Origin of the sequence: Flavobacterium sp. (assembly GCF_040382755.1) — a bacterium.
In the GTDB taxonomy this organism is placed as follows: Bacteria; Bacteroidota; Bacteroidia; order Flavobacteriales; family Flavobacteriaceae; genus Flavobacterium.
The window spans coordinates 1-20,758 of sequence record NZ_JBEIET010000006.1 but is presented as its reverse complement, the minus strand read 5'-3'; the positions used below and the strand labels follow the sequence as shown (position 1 = coordinate 20,758).

Below are 20,758 nucleotides of genomic sequence, written 5' to 3'. Positions count from 1 at the left end.
CAATTTACCATTCACCATTATTTAAGTTTTTCATTATTTTGATGGCGGTCGTGGTCTCTATTGGTTTTTAAGTCGAGTTTTTTATCAAAAGCGTCTTGCAAATTAATTCCGGTTTGGTTGGCTAAACATAAAACAACAAAAACTACATCTGCTAATTCTTCGCCTAAATCTTTATTTTTATCCGATTCTTTTTCAGATTGTTCTCCGTATCTTCTTGCTATAATTCGAGCTACTTCACCTACTTCTTCCGTAAGCTGAGCCATATTCGTTAATTCGTTGAAATAGCGAACCCCGTGGTTTTTTATCCAATTATCAACGTCAAGTTGTGCGTTTTGTATGTCCATTTACTTCTTTTTTTTGTGATTTTGATACATATTAAATAAAGCCAACATAAGTCCGAAACTACCTGCTGTTAGTAAGGTTTTTTCGATAGTTAAATCGTTTAGAAAATACAATAATATGCCAAAAATCGTACTATGAAGTATAAATTTAGCTAAAAATTCTATTAAAATGTTTTTCATACTATTCTCTGTTTTTTGAATCAATAATAATAGTTACGGGTCCGTCATTAACTAATGCTACTTTCATATCTGCACCAAATTGTCCTGTTTGTATACGCTTCCCTAATTCCAATTCTAAAAGTTGTACGAATTTTTCATACATCGGAATAGCAATTTCTGGTTTTGCTGCTTTAATATAACTTGGTCTGTTTCCTTTTTTAGTTAACGCGTGAAGCGTGAATTGACTTACAACAATAATTTCGCCATCACTATCTTTTACAGAAAGGTTCATAACATTCATTTCGTCTCCAAAAATACGAAGATATACAATTTTAGAAACCAACCAATTAATGTCTTCCAAATTGTCTTCTGATTCAATTCCTACTAAAATTAAAAGCCCTTGATGTATTTGAGCCACTATTTGTGAATCAATAGTAACGGAAGCTTCGGAAACTCTTTGAATAACTACTTTCAAAATAATGGTAAATTATAAATTATTTTCTGGTTTCATCGCTGGCAATTCGGTCTTCGCCGTAAATGTCATTTCGGTATTGCTCTTCGTCGCCTTCTAATATTTTTAAATAACTTTGGTACCTGCTCCAAGTAATTTTATCTTCGTCAAGAGCTTTTTTTACAGCACAATGCGGCTCTTCTTTATGTAAGCAATTGTTGAATTTACAGGCTTCTTTTAAAGCAAATAGTTCTGGAAAATAATCCGAAACTTCTTGTTTTTCCATATCCACCATTCCAAAACCTCGTATTCCTGGCGTATCAATAATTCGTATATTGTCTGACAAATCAAACATCTCAGCAAAAGTGGTGGTATGTTGCCCTTGCGCGTGAGAATTAGAAATTTCTTTGGTTTTCAATTTTAATGTAGGTTCAATGGCATTTACTAAAGTTGATTTTCCCACACCAGAATGACCTGAAAACATAGATACTTTTCCTTTCATAATATCCATTAATTCTGCAACGCCTTTGTTATCGGTTGCCGAAACACGCAAACATTTATACCCAATTTCGGTGTAAATATGTTGCAAATACAATTGCTCTTCTAAAGTAGCTTCGTCAAAGGTGTCAATTTTATTGAAAATTAAAATCGCTTCAATTCCATATGCTTTTGCAGTAACCAAAAATCTATCAATAAAACTTGTTGTAGTTATTGGGTTATTGATTGTTACAATTAGAAAACCAATATCAATATTAGAGGCAATAATATGTGTTTGTTTAGATAAATTTACCGATTTACGAACGATATAATTTTTTCTATCGTGAATATGCGTAATAATTCCGTTTACTTCATCTACGGTTTCGTCTAAATCAAAATCTACCACATCGCCTACCGCTATAGGATTGGTACTTTTAATACCTTTCATACGGAATTTACCTTTGATACGACAATTATAAAATTGGTTATCATTAGATTTTACGTAATACCAACTTCCGGTAGATTTATAAACGGTTCCTGTCATGAATTATTTTAAATTAATATAGCAAATATAAGATTTCTTATGATAACGAAATAATAAAACGTTTGAAATGAATTTTGAAATTATATTCTTATTTTTTAAATTTGCTTTTATAACCTAAATCTAAAATTATGATTAAAAAATTATTTTTAAGTTGTGCATTGTGCATTTATACAATGACAACATTCGGACAAACAGTTGAGTACAAAATTGTAACTTCAATAGAATCAGTCGTTCCAGGAGGAATTGGTAGATCTAGAATTATTGAAAACGGTACTGAAGTAGATTACACGCAATTCACTACAGTTAGAACTGCTGATGGCAAGGAAAAAACTACAAGTGATCGATCAGATGTTAAAATTGATAATTTAAAAGAATCTACTTTATTGAATTTTTATAGTCTTGTTGGAATAAATTTTCAAAATATCGCTTCTAATGATGCTATGATAACTTCTCTTTTAAATAAATATAGTGTTGAAGGATGGGAATTATTTAATGTGTCAAGTGCTGCAGAAAGTGACGGTGGTAAAGATGATAGAACAGGGATTTTTATAACACGATATATTTTTAAAAAAAATAAATAATAATTAAAAGGCTATAACGTTGTTATGGCCTTTTAACTTTTAAATACTATTTCCTGATGAGCAATACTTTCTTGATGTATCGCTTTGTAAATTTTCAATACAAATTCTTCGTTTAGTCCTTTATTTTCTCCATCTACAATCATTCTTCCTAAAATTTCATTCCAGCGTTTGTTTTGCAAAATCGCTACGTTTTTCTCCTTTTTAAGTTGTCCGATTTTCTCTGCTAACTTCATACGTTTTCCTAAAATTTCAATTAATTTTGTGTCTAATTCGTCAATATAGGCGCGTTGTAAAGCCATTTCTTTATTCCATTCTGCATTTTCATCTGTTTCTTTTCTCATTTTCAAATCGATGAAAATTTGTTTCAAAGTCGCAGGTGTTACTTGCTGTGCAGCGTCACTCCAAGCGTTATCTGGATCGAAATGAGTTTCAATAATTAATCCGTCGTAATTTAAATCTAAAGCTTGTTGTGCAACTTCCTGAATCATATCTCGTTTACCTGTAATGTGCGATGGATCACAAATTAAAGGCAAATTCGGGAATCTATTTTGTAAATCAATTGCTATTTGCCATTCTGGATTGTTTCTATATTTTGTTTTTTCATAGGTTGAAAATCCTCTATGAATCACTCCTAAATTTTTAATACCAGCTTGATATAAACGTTCCAATCCGCCAATCCATAAAGATAAATCTGGATTCACTGGGTTTTTAATCAATACAATTTTATCTGTGTTTTTTAATGCATCGGCAATTTCTTGCACTGCAAATGGATTTACAGTTGTTCTTGCACCAATCCAAAGTACATCAATATCGTATTGTAATGCTAATTTTACGTGATTTGCATTGGCAACTTCAATTGCCATCAACAATCCTGTTTCTGCTTTGGCTTTTTGTAGCCATTTAAGACCAATTTCACCTACGCCTTCAAATCCACCAGGTCGTGTTCTTGGTTTCCAAATTCCAGCACGAAAAATAGAAACATCTGAATTTTTTAATTCGTGTGCAATTTTTAATACTTGCTCTTCGGTTTCAGCACTACACGGCCCAGCTATAACTAAAGGATGATTTAATTTTAAATCTACCAACCATTGTTTGTATTCTTTTGTGATTTCCATTTTTTTTGAATAAAAAATCCCGAAAAAAATCGGGATTTATTAATTTATATACTTTAATATAACGGATTGGTTATATAATTTAGTGGCGATTTTTATTCTATTACAAATATATAAAATATTTAATAACTTAAACTTACCAAACCGTTATCTTGAACGATAATTTGACCCGTAATCCCATTCGAACCCTCTGTCAAAAGAAAACAAGCCGTTTTTGAAACATCAATAGGATTTAATATTCGTTTTAAAGGATGTTTTGCAATCATATTTTCTCTAATCTGGTCTGAACGTAAAATTCCAGCGGCTAAAGGAGTATCAATTAGCGATGGCGCAATAGCATTAACTCTTATTTTTGGTGCAAATTCGGCAGCCAAACTTTTTACTAAACCTTCAACAGCGCCTTTTGCAGCTGCAATACTTGCGTGATATGGCATCCCTGATTGAACAGCTACCGTACTAAAGAAAACCACACTGGCTTGTTCTGATTTTTTAAGCGCAGGCAAATAGTGTTGAAACGCTTTTAAAGCACCAAAAAAATTCACATTTAAATCTGAATTAAAATCTTCTAAACTTAAACGATTAAAAGGTTTCAAATTGATACTTCCTAAGCAATATACCAAACCATCAACAGTATCGATAGTGGGCAACGTGTCTGCTAAAGCGTCTAATTGATGCCAATTTCCATTAAATTCATAAGTAGGCTCAGAACGAGAAATAACGTGACAAAAATTACCTTTTTCAGATAATTCTTTTACAATTTGTTCGCCAACACCTTTACTTCCTCCAATTATAATGTAGTTTTTCATTAGTTTTAATTATTTAAATATTTTTCGAAATCATTAATTTTTACTTTTGCTTTGATGTCAAACATCAAACTGTATAAACCAAAAAAGGTTCTGTTCACATAAATAAAATGCTTTGAACCTCGGTTTCCATTCATTTTACGTAGCGTTTTATCACTTGCAAATTTTTCACTTAAAGCAGCAATCTGAGCTTGAAACTCAGGTTGTGCGAAATCAAATATTTCAGCCTGAATTGGTTGTGTAAACACGCTTAATAATTCGTGAAACATATCTGTAAAAAAGGCTAATTCTTTCGGAGAATCTGTTGTTTTTAGAATTTCTAATTCGAATAATTTTTTTGTGAAATAGTCCATATCTTTTAAAGAATCTGGTGTAGACACTTCAAAATAAGGTACATAAAAATCATTCGGAATTTCCTTCATACAACCAAAATCAATCGCAATTAAGTTATCGTTTTTATCAACTAAAAAATTACCCGGATGCGGATCAGCGTGAAATTTTTTCAACTGATGAATTTGGTACATATAGAAATTCCATAACGTTTGTCCAACTTTATCACGTTGTTCTTGAGAGGCATTGCTCGAACAAAATTCAGATAAATGAATTCCATTCATCCAATCCATTGTGATAATTTTGTCAGAAGAATATTCTGGGTAATAGTTGGGAAATAATAAGTTATCAATTTTCTTACAATCAATAATTACTGCCATCGATTGAGATATTTCCAATTTATAATCCGTTTCTTCGGTAAGTTTGTCTTCAACTTCTTGAAAATATTCATCAGAAGTTCCTTGCAAATTAAACATTCTTACCGCAATTGGTTTCACTAAAGCAATATCAGATCCGATACTTTCACGTATTCCAGGATACTGAATTTTTACAGCTAATTCTTTTCCGTTTTTAGTTGCTTTGTGAACTTGTCCTATACTTGCCGCGTTAATGGAATCTGGAGAAAATGAATCAAATAGTTCTTCTGGATATTGTTTAAAATAGGTTTTAAATGTTTTTCGAACCAACGGTGCAGATAATGGCGGCACAGAAAATTGCGACAACGAAAACTTATCTACATAAGATTGTGGTAACAGGTTTTTTTCCATACTGAGCATTTGTGCAACTTTTAGCGCACTTCCCTTTAATTCCTTTAACCCATCGTATATATCTGTGGCATTGCTTTCGTGTAATTTATCTTTAGTTAAAGACGGATTCACTACTTTTTCACCATAATATTTAAGGTAATTTCCCCCAACTTTCACTCCAGTGGTAACTAATTTTGTTACACGCTCCATCTTTCCTGTTGGAATACTATCTATTTTTTTCATTATTTTTTGTTGTGTTTATGATTTTGAAAACATTCCGTTCATTTGTTCTTTCCACAAAAATTTTCCAAAATCAATAATGCTTTGTGTAGGAATATTATATGCCAAATCGAAACTCGCTTTTACTGATTTTTCAATAAATACATCGGTTTTTTCAAAATTGGATGATTCATCGTTCATCCAAAAATTGAAGATGGATAAAAATTGTAACCAAGATGCTTCTTGTAATACTTTATCTTGAATTTTTACTACAGTTTCTTGTTCAATTTTAATTGGTTTTTCTAAAATAGTTAAGGCATAATCCAAATATACTTCACGAAGTTTAGATAACTTTCCTAAGTTTTTCATTGGGTATTTATCTTCTTTCAATAAATGAATGATAAAACTTCTATTTGCAGTAGCCATTTCGAAAAATGTAAAATAAAAAGCAGATAATTTATTAGCACTATCATAGGATTGATATCCTTCATTTTTTTCAAGTAACTCTAATGTATAAGCAAACATCGAAACAAAATAGTTTTTTTCTAACAATTCAAATGAAGCAAAATAGTGATAAAAATCACTTTCATCCATATTGTTTAACTTGGCAAATTCATAAACCGAATTTGGTTTTTTTGCGTTTGTTAAACAAAAATCTGTGTATGCGGAAACAATTACATCTTCGGTAATTACTTTCTTTTTTTTAGGTGCTGCCATAGTATAAATATTTTGTTGAACAAAATTACAAAAAAATTAAACAACAAAAACCATATTAACTTAAATTTATCTATTAAAGTATTGCTTTTATTTATTATTTTTGTGGAAAACAAGAATATGTCAATAGAAGTAAAAAACATAACCAAAACGTACGGAACTCAAAAAGCGTTAGATAACGTTAGTTTTTCTGTGAAAAAAGGCGAAATAGTAGGTTTTTTAGGTCCAAACGGTGCTGGAAAATCGACATTAATGAAAATATTGACTACTTATTTAACAGCAGATGAAGGTGAAGCCGTTGTAAATGGTTTTGATGTGACTTCTGCTCAAAAAAGCGTGCAACAATCTGTTGGCTATTTACCAGAACACAATCCGTTATATTTGGATTTATATGTGCGTGAATATTTAGAATTTAGTGCTGAAGTTCATAAAACCGCTAAATCTCGTATTCAAGAAGTGATTGAATTGACGGGCTTAACTCCAGAATGTCACAAAAAAATTGGCGAACTTTCTAAAGGATTTCGTCAGCGTGTAGGATTGGCTACGGCATTACTTCACAATCCAGATGTATTGATTTTAGACGAGCCTACAACAGGATTGGATCCGAATCAATTGGTTGAAATTAGAGAATTAATTAAAAATATTGGTAAAGATAAAACCGTGTTTTTATCTACACATATTATGCAGGAAGTTCAAGCTATCTGCGATAGAATTATCATTATCCATAAAGGAAAAATTGTAGAAGATGCGCAACTTGCTGATTTAGGTAAGAATTTAGAGAAAGTGTTTAGAGAAAAAACAAAATCTTAATTCATTATCAAATGTCCAGAAAACAATTGATCTACATTAATTATTGGTGGATTATTTTTCAGAATCACATTCCCAGTATTTAAAATTTTTCCTGAAATGGATTGAATGGGTTTTAAAATCATATCATTAGAACCGCGTTGAAAGATTTTTATGTTTTGGCAAATGAAATTTTCTCCATAAAATTTACCCGTACCAAAATAGAAATTACATAATAATTCCGCAGTATTTCCTGAAATTGTAAAATTAGACACGTGATTCGATTCAATTACGGTTTGTCCGTTATTGACATCGAAATAGAAATCGCCAGTACCAGCTTCTTCTTCATTTAAAGCAAATAATCTCAGAATTGGAAAAGTCAACGTCCCATCTGAAAAAATATCTTGTTCGGTTTTGCTATGAATTTCGGAAATATTTGGTGCCGTTACATAAACAGTTGCAGCTTTAAAATCACGCGTCCAGTTACAGGTTGAATTGTCTTTTACTAATAAAAAATCGCCTTGTTTATTTACTTCTATATTACCGATTATATTAGTACCCGATTGAATGATGACTTTAAAATCTGGTCCTTCTTTTACCACCAAAGAAATTCCTGAATGCACACGAATTTTATCGAAATCAGAAATAGCATATTCTTTTGTAACAGCATCACCAGCATTTTTAATACAATCTTCAGAAATTCCACAACCTGAAAGGAATAACACAAAAGCAAAAAGTATATATTTTTTTATCATAATCGTATTCCTAAAGTTAATTCTGCCGCTTCCGCTTTTGCTTTATGCGTTTTTAAACCAATTCCTGTAAATATATTTTTATTGATATAATATTTTAACGTCAATCGCTGATAAATATCAATATCATATTTAAAAGGTTTGTACACATAATATCCAAATTGCGTTTCAATGGATAGTTTATTAATAAATAATTCGTGACCCACAAAAACACCAATTCTTTTATAATCCGTAGTAGGATCAACGGGTTCTTTATTTGGAAAGGCAACAGATGAAAACTGAATATAATCTTTTAAATATCTTGAAAAAAACATATCTGTTCCTAATTGAATGGCACTTTTTCTGTTAAAACGTTTGTCCGCATATAAACCAATGTGATAAAACTGACGCTGACCAATTCCAACTACAGGTGCTTCTGAAATTCCTGTTCGAAAGGCTAAATTATATTTAATTTTTTCTGCATACGATTTTGTGTTTGGCAAGCTGTCTTTTATAATCGTTTTGTCTTTATCAAAATTATAATTCAATCCAAAATTAAATGAATAACTGTTTATACCGCTATTTGGCGCTTTAAATCGTGCATTCGAAAAATGGGTAAGCATAAATCCTGTTTGGAAACCAATTGGTCCAATAAGGTTTTGCTTTTGATATTGTAATAAAATGTAATTATTGTCTAAAAATTTCGAGCCAAAAGCGTTGTTTTTATTGTTGGTTTCTTTATCGTACGGATTTGTTGTAAATCCAATTCCTTGTGAAACTCGGAAAAGTAAATGTCTTTTTAAAAAGTAAAAATTATAATGTAACCCTATCGCATAATTTTTACCTAAATAGTTATTTTTAAATTCGATAGCTTGGAAAGAAATTCCATAATCTGGATAACCATAAACTTGCTGCCATTCTTTTTTACCTGATGATTTTTTATTTATACTTACCAAAAATCCGTCTGGATGTCCGGTTGCCAAATGACTAACCTCTGGTGTATGTTTGAAAACATTTCCACGAAATCCTTGAACATCTATATAATAGGCGTCCGATTGATTTTGTGAAAACGAAATTCCAAAAATGAATAAAAGTAAAAAATGCTTCATAAAAATAATTCAGACAAATATAGTTTATGAAGTTTAATTACAAAGAAAATTGAAATTAAAATATTTGACTGGCAATGGCTTTGATATTTTCCGCTTTACCCATAGAGTAATAATGAAGCACTGGTATTCCTGACGCCACAAGTTCTTTACTTTGTTGTGTACACCATTCAATACCAATTTGTTTTACCGCGTCATTATCTTTAGCTTTCACAACAGACATAATTAAATCATCTGGTAATTCGATGCTAAATCTATGTGGTATTAAATTTAATTGTTTTTTGGTAGAAATTGGCTTCAAACCTGGTATGATTGGAACAGTAATTCCAGCCGCTCTGCACTTCGCAACAAATTCGAAAAATTTCTGGTTATCAAAAAACATCTGAGTGATGATGTATTCGGCGCCGTTTTTAATCTTTTGTTTTAAGAAATGAATATCGCTATCCAAACTTGGTGCTTCCATATGTTTTTCAGGATACCCTGCAACACCAATACAAAAATCGGTTTTAGATGAATTTTGCAAATCGGCATCTAAATAAATTCCATTATTCAAATCATTAATTTGCGAAACCAATTCAGAAGCAAAAACGTGACCATCTTTTTCTGGCTTAAAATAAATTTCACTTTTAACCGCATCACCACGAAGCGCTACCACGTTATCAATTCCTAAGAAATCTAAATCAATTAATAAATTTTCGGTATCTTCTTTGGTAAAACCGCCACATAAAATATGCGGAATGGCATCTACATTATATTTATTTTGAATTCCTGCGCAAATTCCTACCGTACCTGGACGTTTTTTTACAATTTTCTTTTGTAATAACCCGTTTGGTAATTCTTTAAATTCATATTCCTCTCGATGATACGTAACATCAATAAATGGCGGATTAAATTCCATTAAAGGATCAATACTATCAAAAATAGATTGAATATTTTGACCTTTTAAAGGCGGTAAAATTTCAAAAGAAAACAAAGGTTTTCCGTTGGCGTTTTGGATATGTTCAGTTACTTTCATAGCCCCCTAACCCCCAAAGGGGGAAATATAGTTGCATTCAAATTTTGCGACACAACTTGATTAATATTTATTTTATGTTTCATTTTTTTTATAATTTCATTAAATTTATATATGACGATTGGCGTTCCTCCCTTTTGGGGAGGTTAGGAGGGGCTTATATTAGGTGCTAACCATTTAGTTGCTGTTTCTATTGATATATTTCTTCTATTTGCGTAATCTGCTACTTGGTCTGATTTTATTTTTCCTAACCCAAAATACTTGCTTTCTGGATGAGCAAAATAATATCCTGAAACTGAAGAAGCTGGCCACATTGCCATACTTTCAGTTAATTTCACACCAATATTTTCCTCCACTTTTAAAATATCCCAAATAGTTGGCTTTTCTAAATGATCTGGACAAGCTGGATAACCTGGTGCTGGACGAATTCCTTTATAATTTTCTTTAATTAATTCTTGATTTGAAAGTTGTTCCTCTGACGCATATCCCCAAATTTCTTTTCGAACTTTTAAATGTAAATATTCTGCGAAAGCTTCTGCTAATCTATCGCCTAAAGCTTTGGTTAAAATGGAATTATAATCATCTAGTTGGCTTTCAAATTCGGCTGCTTTTTCTTCTACGCCAAAACCAGTTGTAACACAAAAACAACCCATATAATCCTGAACGCCACTTTCTTTTGGCGCAATAAAATCGGCCAAAGCAATATTTGGCGCTCCAACTGTTTTTTGCGATTGTTGTCTTAATGATAAAAAGGTTTTGGGTTTTGGGTTTTGGGCTAAAGGTTCTGAATATACTTCAATGTCATCATCATTTATGGTGTTGGCAGGAAAAATTCCTAAAATTCCTTTAGCTGTAAACCATTTTTCAGAGACAATTTTTGATAACATATTTTGTGCATCTTTAAACAAATCTGATGCTTGTTCGCCCACTACCTCATCAGTTAATATTGCAGGATATTTTCCATATAATTCCCAAGATTGAAAAAAAGGTGTCCAATCGATAAAATCGACTAATTCTGATAATGCTACCTCAACTGTTTTCGTACCAATAAAATTAGGTTTTATAGCTTCGTAATTGTTCCAATCTATCTTTAATTTATTCTTACGGGCTTCTTCAATCGTTAAGAAATTTTTCTCTCTTGCTCTATTTAAATAGCCTTCACGTAATGCATCGTACTCCTTGCGTAACGCAATTGAATACGACATTTTTGTTTCCGTATTTAATAAATTCGAAGCCACAGTTACCGCTCTTGATGCATCATTAACGTGAACTACAGTAGCAGCATATTCTGGAGCAATTTTAACAGCTGTATGTGCGCGTGAAGTGGTTGCGCCACCAATCATTATTGGAATTTTAATATTTAATTTATCCATTTCTTTGGCCAAATACACCATTTCGTCTAAAGAAGGCGTAATTAGTCCGCTTAAACCGATGATATCTACATTTTCTTTAATGGCGGCATCAATAATTTTTTCTGGCGGAACCATAACGCCTAAATCGATAATTTCAAAATTATTACACGCCAAAACTACTGAAACAATGTTTTTCCCGATATCGTGAACATCACCTTTAACAGTTGCCATCAATACTTTTCCAGCTGATGAAGAAGCAGTTGCATCTTTTTCGGATTCAATAAATGGTAATAAATACGCCACAGCTTTTTTCATAACACGTGCTGATTTTACCACTTGAGGTAAAAACATTTTTCCACTTCCGAATAAATCGCCAACCACGTTCATACCATTCATTAAACTGATTTCAATCACTTCAATGGCTTTATTGGCGGTTAATCTGGCTTCTTCTACATCAATTTCAATAAATTCATCAATTCCTTTTACTAACGAATACGTTAATCGTTCTTGAACTGAACCATTTCGCCATTCGGCTATTGCTTTTTCATTTACCTTGAAATCGCCTTTAAAACTTTCGGATAAATCTAATAAACGTTCGGTAGCATCTTCTCTTCTGTTTAACAAAACATCTTCTACGTGTTCTAATAAAACCTTATCAATCTCATCATAAATTTCTAACATTTCTGGGTTGACAATTCCCATAGTCATCCCATTTTGAATGGCGTGATATAGAAAAGCAGAGTGCATCGCTTCACGTACCTTATCATTTCCTCGAAAGGAGAATGAAACGTTACTAACCCCACCAGAAACATTCGCAAAAGGTAAATTTTCACGAATCCACTTTGTTGCTTGGAAAAAATCTAATGCGTTTAATTTATGTTCGTCCATTCCAGTTGCTACTGGAAAAATATTCGGATCAAAAATGATATCTTCGGCAGGAAAACCGACTTGGTTGACTAATATATCATAACTTCTTTTACAAATTTCAATTCTTCTTTGGTAATTATCTGCTTGTCCAACTTCATCAAAAGCCATAACAATTACTGCTGCACCATATCGCTTAATTAACTTGGCGTGATGTATAAAAACCGCTTCGCCTTCTTTAAGTGAAATTGAATTTACGACCGCTTTTCCTTGTACGACTTTTAAACCCGCTTCGATAATTTCCCATTTCGAACTATCAATCATTACAGGAACACGAGCAATATCAGGTTCGGCAGCAATTAAATTTAGGAATTTTGTCATAGCATAAACGCCATCTAACATTCCTTCATCCATATTTACATCGATAATTTGAGCGCCACCTTCCACTTGTTCTCGAGCAATCGAAAGTGCTTCATCATACTTTTCTTCTTTAATTAATCGAAGAAATTTACGAGAACCTGTTACATTGGTTCGTTCACCAACATTTACGAAAATAGAATCTTCGTTAATAAAGAGTGGTTCTAAACCTGAAAGTTGTAAATTTATTTTAGTTTTTTTTGACATTTTATTTTATAATCTGGCAGGCTAATCTTAAAGAATACTGCTTATTTTTTTATAATTTTCTTTTACTTCTTTCCAAAAGATTTTACTTTTAGAAACGTATTTTTTTATTTTGATTATGCTGTTTTTCATTTTAGCTTTTTTAAAATTCATTTAGAATAGTAAAATGCTAAATGACTGTTTTATTCTGATTTTCTTGGCTTAAATTCTGCGGCAACTTCTGCAATTAATTTAATGTGTTCTGGAGTTGTACCGCAGCAACCTCCTATTATATTTATTAAATTGTCTTGTAAATATTCCCGAATTAAAGCCTGCATTTCCATTGGTGTTTGGTCGTATTCTCCAAAAGCATTTGGTAAACCTGCATTTGGATGTGCCGAAATATTTATTTGTGTATGTTGTGCCAAGCGTTTTAAATAAGGTTTTAACTGATCTGCTCCCAAAGCGCAATTAAATCCTACACTTAACAAAGGAATATGCTGAATAGAAATTAAAAAAGCTTCGACGGTTTGTCCAGATAAAGTTCTTCCAGAAGCATCTGTAATGGTTCCTGAAACCATAATTGGAATATCAATATTACGTTCTTCTTTTACTTCTTCAATAGCGAAAAGTGCCGCTTTTGCATTTAATGTATCAAAAATAGTTTCAACCAAAAGTACATCCGATCCACCATCAATTAAAGCTTCAACTTGTTGTTTGTATGCAATTCGTAAGTCGTCAAAAGTTACGGCACGAAAACCAGGATCATTTACATCTGGAGACATAGAAGCAGTTCTGTTAGTTGGTCCGATGGAGCCTGCCACAAAACGAGGCTTATCTGTAAATTCGTCAGCCACTTCTCTTGCAATTTTAGCGGATTGGTAATTTAATTCGTACACCAAATCTTCCATATAATAATCGGCCATACCAATTGTAGTACCAGAAAACGTATTGGTTTCAACAATATCAGCACCTGCCTCAAAATACAAACGATGCACCGCCTTTACCGCTTCTGGTTGTGTAATAGAAAGTAAATCGTTATTTCCTTTTAATGGATGTGGAAAATCTTTAAATCGTTCCCCTCGAAAATCTTCTTCTTCAAATTTATTGCGTTGCAACATCGTACCCATAGCGCCGTCAAGAACTAAAATTCTTTCTTTAATGGCTTGTTGTATGTTGCTTTTAATTTGTTGTACTTCTGGTGAATTTGACATTTTCAACGGAATTATATTTTAAAATGATTATACTGCTTTCAAAAAAAATGAAAACACGAAATAAACTTAAAATTGATATCAGCGAAAAATGTGAAATTTTCAAGTTATCTGCTTCCTATATTAGTAGGAATAGAATGTAGCACCTTCTACAAGAGTAGGGTTGCTAAGGTTTCAATGGGTCTAATCCCTCCACCTTTCGTGATAACAATCAGTATGTTTATGAACGGGGCAAAGGTACTAAAAAAAATGAAAAAAGAAATATTTTCTAAAATTTAATTTTTATAGATATAAATTCAGGTAATTTTTCATTTAAAATTAATATTAATAGATTTTTTTTCTCAAAATAAATGATTTTGTGGAAAATTTAATTTAAATCACTTTTTATGATTTGTATTTCAAATTGATTTTATAACTTTGCATCAGAATTAAAGAGGAAAAATTTGAACTGATTGCAACCTCGTTAAAAAATGCTAAAGCAGAAACTTCCCTACTTTAGTATTTCCTTGCAATCTTTTCGTTAATTATTATATATTAATTTATAATTATGGCTTATTTATTTACGTCGGAATCTGTGAGCGAAGGGCATCCAGATAAAATTGCAGATCAAATTAGTGATGCATTAATTGACAACTTTTTAGCATTTGACCCATCGTCAAAAGTAGCTTGTGAAACTTTAGTAACAACTGGACAAGTTATTTTGGCTGGTGAAGTAAAATCTAATACCTATTTAGATGTACAAACTATTGCACGTGATGTAATCAAAAAAATTGGTTACACAAAAAGCGAATATATGTTTGAAGCAAACTCTTGTGGGGTTTTATCAGCAATTCACGATCAATCTGATGATATTAACAGAGGAGTTGATAGAGCTGCAGCTACAGATTTTGAATCGAAAGCCAACGCACAAGGTGCAGGTGACCAAGGAATTATGTTTGGTTATGCCACTAATGAAACTGAAGATTTAATGCCTTTAGCATTAGATTTAGCACACAAATTATTACAAGAATTAGCAGAATTAAGAAGAGAAAATTCAGCCATTACGTATTTACGTCCAGATGCAAAATCTCAAGTAACATTAGAATACAATGATGACAATATTCCAGTTAGAATTGATTCTATTGTAGTTTCTACACAACACGATGATTTTGATGAAGAAACTTCTATGCTTGCAAAAATTAAGAAAGATATTATTGACATCTTAATTCCAAGAATTTTAGCTAAATACCCTCAATATGCTCATTTATTTAATGATAAAATTGAATACCACATTAACCCAACTGGAAAATTCGTAATCGGAGGACCACACGGAGATACTGGATTAACAGGTAGAAAAATTATCGTGGATACTTATGGCGGAAAAGGCGCACACGGTGGTGGTGCTTTCTCAGGTAAAGACCCAAGTAAAGTTGACAGAAGTGCTGCTTATGCTGCACGTCATATTGCGAAAAACTTGGTTGCTGCAGGTGTGGCAAGCGAGGTTTTAGTTCAAGTTTCTTATGCGATTGGTGTTGCAAAACCTTGTAACATTTATGTAAATACATACGGAACAGCTAAAAATGGTTTATTAGATTCTCAAATTTCAGATAAAGTAGCACAATTGTTTGATTTAAGACCTTATGCTATTGAGCAAAATTTAAAATTAAGAACGCCAATTTATAGTGAAACTGCGGCTTACGGACATATGGGACGTAAAAATGAAGTAGTAACAAAAACGTTTAAATCACCAGATGGTGTTGTAAAAACAGTGGAAGTTGAATTATTTACTTGGGAAAAATTAGACCGTGTAGCAGATATTAAAACTGCCTTTGGAATTTAATATTTTCTAAAGTAAGAATAAAAAAACCCGATTTTCAAATGAAAATCGGGTTTTTTGTTTTTATCTAATATCTTGATTTAAGATTAAATCGATATATAAATTAATTTTATCTTTTAATTCTTTTCTGTGTGAAATAAAATCTAAGAAACCGTGTTCTAATAAAAATTCTGAGGTTTGAAAACCTTCTGGCAAATCTTTACCTGTTGTGTCTCTAACTACTCGTGGTCCCGCAAAGGCAATTAAAGCGCCTGGTTCTGCAATATTAATATCTCCAAGCATAGCATAAGAAGCAGTAGTTCCTCCTGTTGTAGGATCAGTACATAAAGAAATATAAGGTAATTGAGCTTCTGCAAGTTGAGCTAATTTAGAAGACGTTTTTGCTAATTGCATTAAAGATTGTGCTGCTTCCATCATACGAGCACCACCTGATTTTGAAATCATCACAAATGGCAATTTATTTTTGATAGCATAATTCACACCTCTTGAGATTTTTTCACCAACTACAGCGCCCATCGAACCACCAATAAAAGCAAAATCCATACAACAAATAACTATGTCATTTCCTTTAGATTTTCCTACTCCAGTTCTTACCGCGTCTTTTAGTTTGGTTTTTTCGGTAACTTCTTTTAAACGATCACTATACTTTTTAGTATCCACAAATTTTAATGAATCTACTGAAGTTAAATTAGCATCTAATTCTTTGAATTCATTATCATCAAATAAAATTCTAAAATATTCAGCACTACCAATTCGTACGTGATAATCGTCTTCTGGGCTTACCCATAAGTTTCTTTCTAATTCTTCTGAATCTACAATTTTTCCTGTTGGCGATTTGTACCACAATCCTTTAGGTACATCTTTTTTATCCTCAGTTGCGGTTGTAATTCCTTTTTCTTTTCTTTTAAACCAAGCCATAGTTTTAATGGATAATGGACAATTGAAAATTAACAATCAAATAATTATCAATTTTCAATTATCAATTGTTAATTATAAAGTATTTACGTTATTTAAATCGGCGAAAGCCTGTTCTAATCTTGTATTGAAAGTAACTTCTCCTTCACGAATCCATTTTCTTGGGTCGTAATGTTTTTTATTTGGACTGTCGCTTCCTTCAGGGCTACCAATTTGTGTTTTTAAATAATCGATTTTAGAGGTCATATAATCTCTAATTCCTTCTGTAAAAGCAAATTGTAAATCGGTATCGATGTTCATTTTGATTACACCATACGAAATGGCTTCTCTAATTTCTTCAATCGTAGAACCTGAACCTCCGTGGAAAACAAAATCTACGGGATTAGCACCTGTGTTGAATTTATTTTGAACGTATTCTTGCGAATTTTTTAATATTTTAGGTGTTAATTTTACATTTCCTGGTTTGTACACGCCGTGAACATTTCCGAAAGAAGCAGCAATTGTAAAACGTGGGCTAATTTTCATTAACTCTTCGTATGCATAAGAAACTTCTTCTGGTTGTGTGTACAATTTAGAACTATCCACATCTGAATTATCTACACCGTCTTCTTCTCCACCAGTAATTCCCAATTCAATTTCTAATGTCATATCCATTTTACTCATTCTTGCTAAATATTGCTTACAAAGTTCAATGTTTTCTTCAATTGGTTCTTCAGATAAATCAATCATATGAGAAGAATATAATGGTTTTCCTGTTTCTGCAAAATGTTTTTCAGACGCATCTAATAAACCATCAATCCAAGGTAATAATTTTTTTGCACAATGATCTGTATGTAAAATTACGGTTGCGCCATAAGCTTCAGCTAAAGTATGTACGTGTTTTGCACCGGCAATAGATCCTAAAATAGCTGCTTTTTCACCAACATTTGACATTCCTTTTCCAGCGTTAAACTGACCGCCTCCGTTTGAAAACTGAATAATTACAGGTGCATTTAATTTTGCTGCAGTTTCTAAAACTCCATTTATTGTACTACTTCCTGTAACGTTTACAGCTGGTAAAGCAAATCCTTTTTCTTTCGCGTAATTAAAAATTTCTTGAACTTGATTTCCAGTGGCTACTCCAGGTTTGATATTATGACTCATACGTTTTTATTTATTGATAATTTATTTATGTTGTTTTTTTTGAATTTACAAAAGTAAGAATTTTATTAATTTTAAAAAGGATAATTGATACCTATATTAAAAACAGTTTTAGAAAAGTTCATATCTTTCAGCCATCTTTGCGAATATTCTTTAGCAGGATTGTAAGCTTTGAAACCTAAATCGCCACGAATTACAAAGAAACCAAAATCATATCTAAGTCCAAAACCAGTACCTAAAGCAACCTCTTGAAAAGATTTTGTTCCTTTAAAAATTAATTTTTCATCTTCTACGTTATCTGAAACATTCCAAATATTTCCTGCATCCGTAAATAAAGCTCCATTTAAACTATTAAAAATATTAAATCGGTATTCTAAATTTAAAGATAGTTTTAAATTGGCTTCATTAAAATCATTAACACTTAAACTTGAACCAGGCCCTAAAGAATACGCTTGCCATCCTCTATTATCATTACTTCCACCTGCAAAATAACTTCTAGAAAAAGGCACCGAATTTGAATTTCCATATGGAACAGCTATGCCTCCAAAAAATCTAAATGCTAAGGAACTTTTCTTATATAAATGCAAATGTTTGATGTATTCGAACTCCGTTTTAAGATATTGCGCATATTCTACACCAAAAACAGTTTGATTGTCGTTACTATTTAAGGCTTCTTTTTTTTGCTTAGAAATGATACTTAAAAGATTTCCCGAACTTTCAATTTTCGCTTTAATATTATAAAACTGTACGTCATTAACACTTCTTTTGGTACTTAAATTATAAGAAAAACTTGATGATAAAATCAAATTGTTTTCAATCAATCTTTTTCTTCTTTCTCCAATGGTGTTAATGATTTTATAATCTGGATTATCACGCGGAAGCGTTAAAGGATATGCATTATTCGTTACCGCATTAATAAAGTCTACCGCTCCAGAAAAAGTCAAATTTCCAGCGTCGTCTTCAAATGCAGCATTTGTATTATATGTTTGTGCTAAATTATTTAACGTATTGTATGAATAATTATACACGTTAAAATAATTATCAATATTTAAATTTTTAACAAATTGTAAGTTAAATAAATCCAATTTAAACTTTTTAGTTTCATCTTTATTTAAACCCCAATCGTAATAAAAACTACCATAATAATTTTCTTTATCCAAACCAATATTCGTTTGTTTAGATAAACCTAAGGTGATAGAAGTACTAGGTAACGATTCTTTACTAATAATACTTTTTGTGTTAATTGGGAAGAAAATTCTTGGAAAACTTAATTTTACATCAGCACCATATTCAAGTATGTTAAAAAAAGCATCCGTACTATTTTTTATGCTGGCATCTTTAGAGGAACCCAAATTACCTCGCAACGAAAAATCTAAAATTTCGGCGCCTTTAAATAAATTTCTAAACGTAATTCCTGTAAATCCAGAAATACCAAACAACTGAATGTTTGATTGTGTAAAATCGCCTTTAATGTTGAAATTATATTTTTTTAATGGAGTTAATATTATATTTGCAATTAATCCGTTTCCAGTAGCGTCTTCTACATATTGAATTCGAAGATACGCAAAAACTCTTAAATTAGATAATGCTCTTGTAGTTAGCGTTTTATCTTGTTCGCTAAATAGTTTTCCTTCTTCAATAAAAATGGCATTTACTAATGCTTTAGGTTTATATTTTAGTTTCCCAGAACTGTAAAAATTAAATTTTTTGTACGAAATACTATCAATTCCGATGGCTTTCTCTTTTACTTGTTTATCCGTAAAAACATTGACTTTACTAATTTTATATAACTTAAATGGTTCGGTGAAAGTAGAATCGCCTCTTTTTACTACCCTATTTCCAATATTAAACGTAATGTTCAATTTATTAGCTTTACCAATTGTATCCACATCAGGACGTTTAATATAATTTTCTTGAAAATGATACAATCCTCTGTTTCGAAATTCTGTTGCTATTCGTTTTTTCTCGTTGCTGATATTTTCGGCAGTATACGTTTCGCCTGTTTTTATTAACGAATTTCCAGAAATATTTTGATATAATGAATCGACAATAGGCGTTTCAATATTTCTAAAAATACTATCAATTACATAGGGTTTACCTGTGTTTATTTGATACGTAACTTTTACTTTTTTATTTTTTAACGAATCGATTTTAGATGCTACTTTCACATCAAAAAATCCTCTATTAAATTGATACGATTGCAATCTAATTTCCGATTTTCTAACTCTTGCCGTATCTAAAATAGAAGGCGCTTCTCCTACTTCCTTGAAAAAATCACTATATCCAGAAACCAAAAACGATTTACCCAAACGATTTACTTGCTTTTTAGAATACAATTTAATCATTCTATCTAATCGGTTTGGTTTTTTTAGCAACCACGCTTGGTAAGAAGAGTCGGCATTTTTTTTACTCAAATTGTATAATTGCAAACGGGGTTTAAATCCCAATAACTTACTGTTGGGTTTTTGGTACAATTGATTGTGCAAATCTTCTGAGTTAGTAGATTTGTTATTTACTATAATTTCGTTATCTTCAATAAGCAATTGTTTCTTTTGCAGCTTTCTTACTTCAGAACAAGAGTAAAAAAGTAGTCCAAAAAGAAAAAATAGTGCTATTTTTGGAGTGAGATTCTTCAAACGCTTAATTTTTATCAAAAATACAATTTTTTATGGTTAGCAAAAACCAAATTAAACTAATTAATAGTTTACAGCAAAAAAAGTACCGTAAGTTACACAATCTTTTCATAGC

General features: G+C 31.6%; 18 protein-coding genes, 2 pseudogenes and 1 riboswitch. Of the genes and pseudogenes, 4 read left to right on the top strand and 16 right to left on the bottom strand.

Going from position 1 to position 20,758, the window contains the following annotated elements:
* Window positions 1-17: 17 nt before the first annotated feature.
* Genes ABWO04_RS01390 through rsgA form a run of 4 tightly spaced genes read right to left on the bottom strand, consistent with a single transcriptional unit; the run spans window position 18 to window position 1,972 of the window.
* Window positions 18-344 (bottom strand): nucleotide pyrophosphohydrolase, encoded by a 327-nt coding sequence (locus ABWO04_RS01390; RefSeq protein WP_353076667.1) that lies wholly within the window; start codon window positions 342-344, stop codon window positions 18-20.
* Window positions 345-521 carry a hypothetical protein gene (locus ABWO04_RS01385; protein ID WP_353076666.1) on the bottom strand — a complete coding sequence of 59 codons (177 nt, stop codon included), beginning with the start codon at window positions 519-521 and terminating at the stop codon, window positions 345-347.
* Window position 522: 1 nt separating this feature from the next.
* A complete protein-coding gene (gene dtd / locus ABWO04_RS01380; RefSeq protein WP_353076665.1) occupies window positions 523-975 on the bottom strand; it encodes a D-aminoacyl-tRNA deacylase in 453 nt (150 codons plus the stop codon).
* A gap of 19 nt (window positions 976-994) precedes the next feature.
* A complete protein-coding gene (rsgA, locus tag ABWO04_RS01375) occupies window positions 995-1,972 on the bottom strand; it encodes a ribosome small subunit-dependent GTPase A (protein WP_353076664.1) in 978 nt (325 codons plus the stop codon).
* Window positions 1,973-2,145: 173 nt separating this feature from the next.
* On the opposite strand from rsgA, the gene ABWO04_RS01370 reads away from it, so the two are divergent.
* Window positions 2,146-2,553, top strand: coding sequence for a hypothetical protein (locus ABWO04_RS01370; protein WP_353076663.1), 408 nt, complete (start codon window positions 2,146-2,148; stop codon window positions 2,551-2,553).
* Window positions 2,554-2,585: 32 nt separating this feature from the next.
* Here ABWO04_RS01370 and ABWO04_RS01365 read toward each other — a convergent pair whose 3' ends face one another.
* The 4 genes from ABWO04_RS01365 to ABWO04_RS01350 form a co-directional block, all read right to left on the bottom strand.
* Entirely contained in the window at window positions 2,586-3,668 is a 1,083-nt protein-coding gene (locus ABWO04_RS01365; protein WP_353076662.1) for a chorismate mutase, read from the bottom strand.
* Between the two features lie 119 nt (window positions 3,669-3,787).
* A complete protein-coding gene (locus ABWO04_RS01360) occupies window positions 3,788-4,471 on the bottom strand; it encodes an SDR family NAD(P)-dependent oxidoreductase (RefSeq protein WP_353076661.1) in 684 nt (227 codons plus the stop codon).
* Window positions 4,472-4,476: 5 nt separating this feature from the next.
* Window positions 4,477-5,787 (bottom strand): ABC1 kinase family protein, encoded by a 1,311-nt coding sequence (locus tag ABWO04_RS01355; RefSeq protein WP_353076660.1) that lies wholly within the window; start codon window positions 5,785-5,787, stop codon window positions 4,477-4,479.
* 15 nt (window positions 5,788-5,802) lie between these two features.
* Window positions 5,803-6,480: a TetR family transcriptional regulator C-terminal domain-containing protein gene (locus ABWO04_RS01350; protein ID WP_353076659.1), complete on the bottom strand. Its 678-nt coding sequence runs from the start codon at window positions 6,478-6,480 to the stop codon at window positions 5,803-5,805.
* A 117-nt stretch (window positions 6,481-6,597) separates the two neighbouring features.
* Between ABWO04_RS01350 and ABWO04_RS01345 the strand changes: the two are divergent.
* Window positions 6,598-7,251, top strand: a pseudogene (locus ABWO04_RS01345) (ATP-binding cassette domain-containing protein); the annotation flags it as partial.
* A 32-nt stretch (window positions 7,252-7,283) separates the two neighbouring features.
* On the opposite strand, the gene ABWO04_RS01340 reads toward ABWO04_RS01345, so the two are convergent.
* From ABWO04_RS01340 to ABWO04_RS01320, 5 genes are all read right to left on the bottom strand, one after another.
* A complete protein-coding gene (locus ABWO04_RS01340) occupies window positions 7,284-8,018 on the bottom strand; it encodes a head GIN domain-containing protein (protein WP_353076658.1) in 735 nt (244 codons plus the stop codon).
* On the bottom strand, window positions 8,015-9,103 hold the full coding sequence (locus tag ABWO04_RS01335) for an acyloxyacyl hydrolase (RefSeq protein ID WP_353076657.1): 1,089 nt from the start codon (window positions 9,101-9,103) through the stop codon (window positions 8,015-8,017). Before ABWO04_RS01335 ends, ABWO04_RS01340 begins: the two co-directional genes overlap by 4 nt.
* A 55-nt stretch (window positions 9,104-9,158) precedes the next feature.
* Window positions 9,159-10,115, bottom strand: a complete 957-nt coding sequence (metF, locus tag ABWO04_RS01330; RefSeq protein WP_353076656.1) for a methylenetetrahydrofolate reductase [NAD(P)H] — start codon at window positions 10,113-10,115, stop codon at window positions 9,159-9,161.
* A 143-nt stretch (window positions 10,116-10,258) separates the two neighbouring features.
* On the bottom strand, window positions 10,259-12,952 hold the full coding sequence (gene metH, locus ABWO04_RS01325; protein WP_353076655.1) for a methionine synthase: 2,694 nt from the start codon (window positions 12,950-12,952) through the stop codon (window positions 10,259-10,261).
* Between the two features lie 179 nt (window positions 12,953-13,131).
* The gene (locus ABWO04_RS01320; protein WP_353076654.1) at window positions 13,132-14,142 is read right to left on the bottom strand and encodes a homocysteine S-methyltransferase family protein; all 1,011 of its coding nucleotides are present in this window, start codon (window positions 14,140-14,142) and stop codon (window positions 13,132-13,134) included.
* Between the two features lie 101 nt (window positions 14,143-14,243).
* Window positions 14,244-14,350, bottom strand: a riboswitch (SAM riboswitch).
* 336 nt (window positions 14,351-14,686) lie between these two features.
* On the opposite strand from ABWO04_RS01320, the gene metK reads away from it, so the two are divergent.
* The gene (gene metK, locus ABWO04_RS01315) at window positions 14,687-15,958 is read left to right on the top strand and encodes a methionine adenosyltransferase (protein WP_353076653.1); all 1,272 of its coding nucleotides are present in this window, start codon (window positions 14,687-14,689) and stop codon (window positions 15,956-15,958) included.
* 60 nt (window positions 15,959-16,018) lie between these two features.
* Here the strand turns inward: metK and accD are convergent, their stop codons facing one another.
* From accD to tamL, 3 genes are all read right to left on the bottom strand, one after another.
* Window positions 16,019-16,873 carry an acetyl-CoA carboxylase, carboxyltransferase subunit beta gene (gene accD, locus ABWO04_RS01310; RefSeq protein WP_353076652.1) on the bottom strand — a complete coding sequence of 285 codons (855 nt, stop codon included), beginning with the start codon at window positions 16,871-16,873 and terminating at the stop codon, window positions 16,019-16,021.
* A 72-nt stretch (window positions 16,874-16,945) separates the two neighbouring features.
* Window positions 16,946-18,013, bottom strand: coding sequence for a class II fructose-bisphosphate aldolase (gene fbaA, locus ABWO04_RS01305; protein WP_291240936.1), 1,068 nt, complete (start codon window positions 18,011-18,013; stop codon window positions 16,946-16,948).
* A gap of 71 nt (window positions 18,014-18,084) precedes the next feature.
* Window positions 18,085-20,646: a translocation and assembly module lipoprotein TamL gene (gene tamL / locus ABWO04_RS01300; RefSeq protein ID WP_353076651.1), complete on the bottom strand. Its 2,562-nt coding sequence runs from the start codon at window positions 20,644-20,646 to the stop codon at window positions 18,085-18,087.
* Between the two features lie 32 nt (window positions 20,647-20,678).
* Between tamL and ABWO04_RS01295 the strand changes: the two are divergent.
* Window positions 20,679-20,758 (top strand): annotated as a pseudogene (locus ABWO04_RS01295) (RNA methyltransferase); the annotation flags it as partial.

Bases quoted from the DNA above. Each gene is read 5' to 3' on its own strand.
- ABWO04_RS01390 (WP_353076667.1), bottom strand. From the start codon at position 344: ATGGACATACAAAACGCACAACTTGACGTTGATAATTGGATAAAAAAC.
- ABWO04_RS01385 (WP_353076666.1), bottom strand. From the start codon at position 521: ATGAAAAACATTTTAATAGAATTTTTAGCTAAATTTATACTTCATAGT.
- rsgA (WP_353076664.1), bottom strand. From the start codon at position 1,972: ATGACAGGAACCGTTTATAAATCTACCGGAAGTTGGTATTACGTAAAA.
- ABWO04_RS01370 (WP_353076663.1), top strand. From the start codon at position 2,146: ATGACAACATTCGGACAAACAGTTGAGTACAAAATTGTAACTTCAATA.
- ABWO04_RS01365 (WP_353076662.1), bottom strand. From the start codon at position 3,668: ATGGAAATCACAAAAGAATACAAACAATGGTTGGTAGATTTAAAATTA.
- ABWO04_RS01360 (WP_353076661.1), bottom strand. From the start codon at position 4,471: ATGAAAAACTACATTATAATTGGAGGAAGTAAAGGTGTTGGCGAACAA.
- ABWO04_RS01355 (WP_353076660.1), bottom strand. From the start codon at position 5,787: ATGAAAAAAATAGATAGTATTCCAACAGGAAAGATGGAGCGTGTAACA.
- ABWO04_RS01350 (WP_353076659.1), bottom strand. From the start codon at position 6,480: ATGGCAGCACCTAAAAAAAAGAAAGTAATTACCGAAGATGTAATTGTT.
- ABWO04_RS01340 (WP_353076658.1), bottom strand. From the start codon at position 8,018: ATGATAAAAAAATATATACTTTTTGCTTTTGTGTTATTCCTTTCAGGT.
- ABWO04_RS01335 (WP_353076657.1), bottom strand. From the start codon at position 9,103: ATGAAGCATTTTTTACTTTTATTCATTTTTGGAATTTCGTTTTCACAA.
- metF (WP_353076656.1), bottom strand. From the start codon at position 10,115: ATGAAAGTAACTGAACATATCCAAAACGCCAACGGAAAACCTTTGTTT.
- metH (WP_353076655.1), bottom strand. From the start codon at position 12,952: ATGTCAAAAAAAACTAAAATAAATTTACAACTTTCAGGTTTAGAACCA.
- ABWO04_RS01320 (WP_353076654.1), bottom strand. From the start codon at position 14,142: ATGTCAAATTCACCAGAAGTACAACAAATTAAAAGCAACATACAACAA.
- metK (WP_353076653.1), top strand. From the start codon at position 14,687: ATGGCTTATTTATTTACGTCGGAATCTGTGAGCGAAGGGCATCCAGAT.
- accD (WP_353076652.1), bottom strand. From the start codon at position 16,873: ATGGCTTGGTTTAAAAGAAAAGAAAAAGGAATTACAACCGCAACTGAG.
- fbaA (WP_291240936.1), bottom strand. From the start codon at position 18,013: ATGAGTCATAATATCAAACCTGGAGTAGCCACTGGAAATCAAGTTCAA.